Origin of the sequence: Rhodobacter calidifons, assembly GCF_011174775.1 — a bacterium.
Classification (GTDB): Bacteria; Pseudomonadota; Alphaproteobacteria; order Rhodobacterales; family Rhodobacteraceae; genus Tabrizicola; species Tabrizicola calidifons.
In genome coordinates this window covers 247,898-255,108 of record NZ_JAANHS010000005.1, presented here as the reverse complement: position 1 = coordinate 255,108, position 7,211 = coordinate 247,898, and the positions used below count along the sequence as shown (strand labels likewise).

General features: G+C 66.9%; 7 protein-coding genes. 3 read left to right on the top strand and 4 right to left on the bottom strand.

Annotated features, from left to right (window positions below):
- The 4 genes from G8O29_RS18275 to G8O29_RS09235 form a co-directional block, all read right to left on the bottom strand.
- The coding region (locus G8O29_RS18275; RefSeq protein ID WP_207623738.1) for a hypothetical protein at positions 1–345 on the bottom strand (345 nt) is incomplete at its 3' end.
- Between the two features lie 144 nt (positions 346–489).
- The gene (locus tag G8O29_RS09245; protein WP_166402945.1) at positions 490–1,743 is read right to left on the bottom strand and encodes a vWA domain-containing protein; all 1,254 of its coding nucleotides are present in this window, start codon (positions 1,741–1,743) and stop codon (positions 490–492) included.
- 66 nt (positions 1,744–1,809) lie between these two features.
- Complete coding sequence (locus G8O29_RS09240; RefSeq protein WP_367890154.1) at positions 1,810–2,712, bottom strand: AAA family ATPase; 903 nt, start codon at positions 2,710–2,712, stop codon at positions 1,810–1,812.
- Entirely contained in the window at positions 2,709–3,644 is a 936-nt protein-coding gene (locus G8O29_RS09235) for a LysR substrate-binding domain-containing protein (RefSeq protein WP_207623737.1), read from the bottom strand. Before G8O29_RS09235 ends, G8O29_RS09240 begins: the two co-directional genes overlap by 4 nt.
- Before the next feature lie 92 nt (positions 3,645–3,736).
- On the opposite strand from G8O29_RS09235, the gene G8O29_RS09230 reads away from it, so the two are divergent.
- From G8O29_RS09230 to G8O29_RS09220, 3 genes are all read left to right on the top strand, one after another.
- Positions 3,737–4,957: an acyl-CoA dehydrogenase gene (locus G8O29_RS09230; RefSeq protein WP_166402943.1), complete on the top strand. Its 1,221-nt coding sequence runs from the start codon at positions 3,737–3,739 to the stop codon at positions 4,955–4,957.
- 97 nt (positions 4,958–5,054) lie between these two features.
- Positions 5,055–6,092, top strand: a complete 1,038-nt coding sequence (locus G8O29_RS09225; RefSeq protein ID WP_166402942.1) for a glycosyltransferase family 2 protein — start codon at positions 5,055–5,057, stop codon at positions 6,090–6,092.
- A gap of 168 nt (positions 6,093–6,260) precedes the next feature.
- Positions 6,261–7,154, top strand: a complete 894-nt coding sequence (locus G8O29_RS09220; protein WP_166402941.1) for a phosphoadenosine phosphosulfate reductase — start codon at positions 6,261–6,263, stop codon at positions 7,152–7,154.
- The last annotated feature ends 57 nt before the right edge of the window (positions 7,155–7,211 follow it).

Here is a 7,211-nt window from a genome sequence, read left to right as displayed (position 1 = left end):
GGCCTGTGCCTCGGCTTCGGCCTGGGCCTGCGCGGCCGCAGCGGCGGCAGCTTCGGCTTCGGCGGCGGCCTGGGCTTCGGCGGCGGCCTGCGCCTCGGCTTCTGCCTGCGCTGCGGCGGCAGCGGCCTCGGCGGCCATGGCCTCGTCCAGCTTCAGCTTCTCGATGATTGCTTCCAGATCGCAGGGCGCGTCAGCGGTCGGCACACACAGCACGGTGCCGTCATCCGCCGTCACCGAACCGTCCTCGTTCAGCACCTGCGCGAAGGCAGGCAGCGTGCCCATCGGGCTGATCGCAACCGACAGGGCCGTCGACAGGGCCGTGGTGGAAACCAGAAGCTTTCTCATTACCAGTCCTCATTCTAGGGGGCATGGGACAACCGCATCAGGGCGATCCGGTTCCCGGTCTGCCCGGTCATCCTAACAAAGCGATGTTTCGCGTGATATGCGATAACACCGGGATGTCGGGCGATATCCTGCGCGGAGCCCCGCCTATGACCGGATGAGCGCCAGAAGCCGGTCGCGTTCGCCGTGGTCGGAGGGCTCGGAGATCGCGCGCCCCAGCGCTTCGAGCGAAGCGATGGAATGGCCAGCGCGAAAGCTGTCCACATGGGGCAGGATGGCGCGGATGCCTTCGGCCCTGGGCGCAAAGCCCGTCCAGCGCAGCAGCGGGTTCAGCCAGATCAGGCGGCGGCAGGACAGGTGCAGGCGTTCGGTTTCCCTGGCCAGAAGGGTGCTGTCGTCGCGGTCGAGGCCATCGGTGATGAGAAGCACCACCGCCCCCTGCCCCAGCACCCGGCGCGACCAGTCGCGGTTGAAGGCATGCAGGCATTGCCCGATCCGGGTGCCGCCGGACCAGTCCTGCGCCTCGCTTCCGGCGGCCTTCAGCGCCGCATCCACATCCCGGGCGCGCAGGTGGCGGGTGATGTTTGTGAGGCGCGTGCCGAAGGTGAAGGCGTGGACCCGCGCCCAGCCCTGGCCCCTGCGATTGGCCACCGCATGGACAAAGTGCAGGACCATGCGCGAGTAGTCGGCCATCGAGCCCGAGATGTCGCAGAGGACGACGAGATTCGGCCAGCGGGTCACCGGGGCCTTGTGGGCCAGGGTCGCGATCTCTCCTGCGCTGCGCATGGCGCCCCGCAGCGTGCGGCGGGCGTCGATGCGCGAGGTCAGGGTCGAAGGGGCAGAGCGGCGAGTCTTCAGGGGCTGGACGGGAAGCGACAGTCTTGCCAGCATCCGCTTGGCCTCGGCGATTTCGGAGGCCGACATCTGTTCGAAATCGAGCGTCTTCAACCGTTCCTCGGCCGACATGGTGGCGGTGGCGTCGATCTCGATCTGGTCGCCTTCGGGGCTGTCCTGCGGTGGCGGGGGAAGCTTGCCGTCGAGGAGGGCTTCGGCCGCGCGCTTCTCGGCAGCCTGCGCGGCGCGGTCTTCCTGCACGCCGTGGACCTGCGGCAGGAGGAGCGACATCATGTGGTCAAGGTAGCGCGGGTCGCGCCAGAACAGTCGGAAGACCTGGGCGAAGGTCGCGCGTTCCTCGGGCCGGGAGACGAAGATCGCCTGGAGGGTGAAGTAGAAATCCTCGCGCCGGTCGAAGCCTGCGGCGGCCACGGCGCGCGCGGCGTCGAGCGTGCGCCCCGGGCCGACGGGCAGCCCCGCCTTGCGCAGCGCGCGGGCGAAATGGGCGATATTGTGGGCAAGCTTGCCGTCGTCGGGGATGTCGAGGGCGGGATAGGTCGGGGACATGGGCTACCCCCGGGGGGTTTCACACCCCCCGGCCCCCCCGTGGGATATTTCTGGACAGATGAAGGATCATGCAGGGACCAGTTCGCGCTTGACCTCGTCCAGAAGGCGCTTGGCCTCGGAGCCTTGGAGTTTCTGGATGTCGTCCTGGTATTTCAGGATCGCACCGAGCGTGTCGGAGATGACCTCGGGTGACAGGGCGATGACGTCGAGGGCAAGGAGGCATTTCGCCCAGTCGATGGTTTCCGCCACGCCGGGGCGTTTGAAGAGGTCTTCGCGGCGGAGTTTCTGGACGAAGGCGACGATCTCGCGGGAGAGCTGGGCCTGCGCTTCGGGGGCGCGGGAGTGGAGGATGTCGAGCTCGCGGTCGAAGCTGGGGTAATCGACCCAGTGGTAGAGGCAGCGGCGTTTCAGGGCGTCGTGCACCTCGCGGGTGCGGTTCGAGGTGAGGATGACGATCGGTGGTTCGGGGGCGCGGATGGTGCCGAGTTCGGGGATCGTCACCTGGAAATCGGAGAGTGCTTCGAGGAGGAAGGCCTCGAAGGGTTCGTCGGTGCGGTCGATCTCGTCGATGAGAAGGACCGGCGCACCGCCGGGCTGCGGGCGCATCGCTTCGAGAAGCGGGCGGGCGATGAGGTAGTCTTCGGTGAAGAGCTCGGCCTTCAGGTGGTCGCGGTCGGTGGCCTCGGCGGCGCGGATGGCGATCATCTGCGCGGCGAAGTTCCATTCGGCGACGGCAGAGGCGGCATCGAGGCCCTCATAGCATTGCAGGCGGATCAGGCGGCGGCCGAGCGCGGTGGCCAGGGTCTTGGCGATTTCCGTCTTGCCGGTGCCGGCCTCGCCTTCCAGGAACAGCGGGCGGCCGAGTTTGAGCGAGAGGAAGACCACGGTCGCCAGCGCGCGGGAGGCGACATAGCCCTGGCCTGACAGCAGGGATTCGACGGCGTCGATGCTGGTGGGGAGTGCAGTCACGGGGCCTCCGACTTTGGGGCGATGGTGGCGGGCGGGGTTTCGGGGGTCAAGGCGGGATCGGTGGCATCGGACTGCAACCATAGTCGTAGAGAGCGCAGCGGCGCGCGGTCGGGGCGGGTGTCGGGCCAGACGAGGAAGTAGGAGCCGAGCGCAGGCACAGGGGAGCCGAAAATGGGGATCAGGCGGCCCTCGTCCAGTTCGCGCCGGATGAGGAAGGTGGGGATCAGGGCCGCGCCCATGCCGTGGATCGCGCCCTGGGTCAGGGTGGCGAACTGGTCGAACATCATGCCCGCAGGGCGCAGGCCGGGGTGGCCGTGAAACGCCAGCCATCGGCCCCAGTCGCCGGGGCGGCTTTCCAGCTGCAGGAGCGGGTGGTGCAGGATGTCGGTCGCCTTCTCCAGCACGGGGAAGCCAGGGGCGGCGACGGCGATGACCTCTTCGTCCATGAGTTTCAGGTAATGGACGCCGGGCCAGTCCTGCCGACCATAGTGGATGGCGGCGTCGAATGGGGTGGCGGCGAAGTCGAAGGGACGAAGGCGGGTGGAGAGGTTCACCGTCACCTCCGGGTGGCTTTGCGCAAAGCGCGCCAGGCGCGGGGCAAGCCAGTGCATCCCGAAGGCCGGCAGGATGGCGAGGTTCAGGCTTCCGCCCGTGGGGTTGGCGCGCAGCGTGATCGAGGCGGAGGCGAGGAGGTGCAGGGCCTTGCGGACCTCGGCCACATAGTCCTGCCCGGCAGGCGTCAGCCGCAGGCGCTGGCGTTCGCGGATCAGGAGGGGCACGCCGAGTTGGCTCTCCAGGCCTTGCAGGGCACGGCTGATCGCGCCTTGGGTCAGGTTGAGCTCCTTCGCCGCCTCGGAGGCGGTGCCGAGGCGATCGACCGCCTCCAGGGCCATCAGCGCCGGGATCGGGGGCAGGTAGCGACGCGGCAACATTATGAGTTTCCCTCATGAACCCGTGCAAGGAGTTCGATAGCAGTCCCCTGCCCTTTCGTGCAATACTGCACGCAAGCGAATGGAGGTCTGAGATGCTCGACACCCCGAAACTGAAAGCCAAGGATGCCCCCGATCTGGGGCGGTTCGACTGGGAGGACCCGTTCCGGCTGAACGACCAGCTGACCGAGGAAGAGCGGATGCTGCGCGATGCCGCCCGCGCCTATGCGCAGGAGAAGCTGCAACCGCGCGTGGTGGCGGCCTATCGCGAGGAGATGGCCGATCCGTCGATCTTCCGCGAGATGGGCGAAATGGGGCTTCTGGGTGTCACGGTGCCCGAGGAATATGGCGGGCTGGGGGCCACTTACGTCGCCTATGGGCTGGTCGCGCGGGAAGTGGAGCGGGTCGACTCGGGTTACCGCTCGATGATGTCGGTGCAGTCATCGCTGGTGATGTATCCGATCTACGCCTACGGGACGGAGGCGCAGCGGCAGAAATATCTGCCGAAGCTGGCCCGTGGTGAATGGATCGGCTGCTTCGGCCTGACCGAGCCCGATGCGGGGTCGGACCCGGCGGGGATGAAGACGACCGCGAAGAAGACCGCATCGGGCTATGTGCTGAACGGCGCGAAGATGTGGATTTCGAACGCCCCGATTGCCGATGTCTTCGTGGTCTGGGCAAAGTCCGAGGCGCATGGCGGAAAGATCAAGGGGTTTGTCCTTGAGAAGGGGATGAAGGGGCTTTCGGCTCCGAAAGTCGGGGGCAAGCTGTCCCTGCGCGCCTCGATCACCGGCGAGATCGTGATGAAGGACGTGGAAGTGGGCGAGGAGGCGCTGCTCCCGTTCGTGGAAGGCCTGAAGGGGCCGTTCGGCTGCCTGAACCGGGCGCGCTATGGCATCAGCTGGGGGGTCATGGGTGCCGCGGAGTTCTGCCTGCACGCGGCGCGGCAGTACGGCCTGGACCGCAAGCAGTTCGGCAAACCCATCGCGGGGACGCAGCTTTACCAGCTGAAACTGGCCAACATGATGACCGAGATTTCGCTGGGCTTGCAGGCCAGCTTGCGCGTCGGGCGGTTGATGGACGAGGCCAATGCCGCGCCCGAGATGATTTCCATCGTGAAGCGCAACAACTGCGGCAAGGCGCTGGAGGCGGCGCGGATGGCGCGCGACATGCACGGTGGCAATGGCATCCAGGAGGATTTCCAGGTCATGCGCCACATGGTGAACCTGGAGACGGTGAACACCTATGAAGGCACGCATGACATCCATGCGCTGATCCTGGGCCGGGCGATCACGGGCTTGCAGGCTTTCTTCTGATCCGGCCCCCGTGCTAGGCCTTTCGGGCGTGGCGCGGGGTGGAGAGGTCGGATGCCTCCGGCGGGGATATTTGGGGACAGATGAAAGGGCGGGCGGGATGAGGATCACGGCCGTCCTTTGCGTCAGGAACGAGGGCGCGTTCCTGCTGGAATGGCTCGCGCATCACCGGGCCTGCGGGATCACCGATTTCCTGGTCTTTTCGAATGACTGCGACGACGGCACCGATGCGATGCTGGACCGGCTGGAGGCGTTGGGCTGGCTGTCGCACATCCGCAATCCGGGACCGCATCCCGAGGGGCCGCAGTGGTCGGCGCTGAAGCGGGCGGACCGGCATCCGCTGGTGACGGGGGCGGACTGGCTGCTGCCGCTGGACATCGATGAGTTCGTCAACGTCCATGTCGGTGACCGGACGATCCCGGATTTGCTGGCGGCCCTGCCCGAGGCGACGGCGATCACCCTGACCTGGCGGCTGTTCGGCAATGCCGGGGTGGTGCGGTTCGAGGACGCGCCCGTCACCGAGACCTTCACCCGCGCCGCGCCGAAGGTTCTCTACTGGCCCTGGCGGGCATCGCTGTTCAAGACGCTGGTCAGGAACGACGGCAGCTACTGCAAGCTGGGCGTGCATCGGCCGCGCGCGCCGGTCGAGGCGCGGATGGCGGGGCAGCGCTGGTTCGACGGCTCGGGCCGTGCGCTGCCGACCGCCTTTCACCAGCGGCGCATCTTTTCGGACATGGGACAGGACAATCATGCCCTCGTGCAGCTGAACCACTATCCCCTGGGTGCGGTCGAAAGCTTCCTGCTGAAGCGCGACCGTGGCCGCGCGGTTCATGCCGACGCGGGCCTTGACGCGGGCTACTGGATCGAACGGAACTTCGACACCGAGGAGGACCGCACCATTCTGGCGCTGGACAGCCGGGCGCTGCGTGACGACCTGCGCCGCGATCAGGCGCTCGGCGCGATGCACGCCGCCGCCGTGGCATGGCGCCACGCCAGATTTCACGCGCTGATGCGGCATGATACCTGGCGCAGCCTGTATGGCCAGCTTCTGATGGCTGGCCCTGCCCGCGTGCTGACCCGGGAAGAGGCCGAGTCGATCTGGCGGCCTCACATCGGCCGATCCTTGCAGAAAGGGTGAGACGCGCGCGACTTCGGCAACTTTCGGTTGTGCATTGTTTACGTACCCTTGAATAATGGCGTCCCGGTCACAGGGAAACATTCAGATAACACCCGATAGCCTTGTCGCGGCCCGAATCTCTCGCCAAGTTCGAACTCTGTAGTCATTCCGTAACCAAGATAGCCTTGTATGTCCGATCCCTCCGAGCCCCCAGACTGGCAGCGCCCGATGCTGGAAATTGCCGAAGGCGACGGCGATTTCCTGCCTTTGGGCGAGCGGCATTATGCGTTCTTTGCCGAAGAACGGCCCGAGCTTCTGGTGACCTTCGAGGATGCCGCCACCTTGCGCGAACGCGAGGACAAGTTGCCCGAACACTACCCCCTTGCCAAGGCGCGGGGCTGGTCGCTGCTGACCATCCTGGCCGAGGGCGAGACCTGGTGGCGCGATCCGGCGGTGTTTCGCTATTTCGACCAGCTGGCCGATGACGGGTTTCTCGAGGATTTCGACCGCGTGGTCTTTTACGGCGCGGGGCCTGCGGGCTATGCGGCGGCGGCCTATTCGATCACCGCGCCGCAGGCGGAACTGGTGCTGATCGCCCCGCGCGCGACGCTGGACCCGTCGCTTGCGGGCTGGGACGAACGCCACCGGATCGCGCGGCGGATCAACTTTCGCGGCCGCTACGGCTATGCGCCCGACATGACCGAAAGCGCCAGCCGCGTCTGGCTGATCCACGACCCGCTGCACCAGCCCGATGCGATGCATGCCGCCCTGTTCCAGCGGCCCTGGGTCACGCCCTTGCACGCCCGCTATACCGGCGAGGGGACCGAGGACACGCTTCGCGAGATGAAGGTGCTGGACCGGATCATCGAGGCGGCGATGGAAGGCAAGATGTCGGCGGACCGCTTTTCCTGGCTCTGGCGCGCGCGGCGGTCGAACGGCAGCTATCTGCGCGCGATCCTTGCGGCGGCGCGGCTGTCGGGCCACCCCAGGCGCGAGATCAAGATCTGCCGGTCGGTCACCGCGCGCCTGAACGCCCCGCGCTTCGCCCGCAGGCTGGCGGAACTGACCGGAGAAACAGTCTAGTCTTCGTGGCTTTCCCTCGTGGCTTTCCAGCATGCGGTGGAGATGTCCGATCCGTTC